At 53.7% G+C, this 419-nt stretch carries 1 protein-coding gene; it reads left to right on the top strand.

What is annotated here, in order from left to right; all coding sequences use genetic code 11:
• Positions 1–419, top strand: a 419-nt coding sequence (locus WG929_RS20995; RefSeq protein ID WP_416207624.1) for a DUF4372 domain-containing protein, incomplete at both ends; no start/stop codon positions are given.

Below are 419 nucleotides of genomic sequence, written 5' to 3'. Positions count from 1 at the left end.
TGGTGGCCTTGCTGGTGGGTCAGCTGAGTGGTGCTTCCTCTCTGCGAGGGCTGGTTGAACAGCTCGATGTTCAATCCCGCCGTCTGTACCATCTGGGCCTGAAGCCCGTTCGCAAAAGCACACTGGCCGATGCCAATCAAAAGCGCTCCACGCTGGTCTATTACATGCTGTTCTTTCGCTTGCTGTCCCGTTTGGCCAGACAGAAAGGTCTTCGGGAAGTCATCACTCAGGTGCAACTGATCGACTCCACCACCATCTCCCTCTGTCAGTCACGCTACCAATGGGCCCATTTCCGGAAGAATAAAAGCGGTGTCAAAATCCATACGGTCTACGATCCCAATGCCGACACGCCCATCTATTTTGAAATCACCGACGCTAGAGTTAGCGATGGCCGCGCCATCTCTCAACTCTCTGTTTTT

This window comes from Oceanobacter antarcticus, assembly GCF_044962685.1.
Lineage (GTDB): Bacteria > Pseudomonadota > Gammaproteobacteria > Pseudomonadales > Oceanobacteraceae > Oceanobacter > Oceanobacter antarcticus.
Note: the sequence above shows the minus strand (reverse complement) of the source record. Positions and strands in the feature narration are given on the sequence as shown.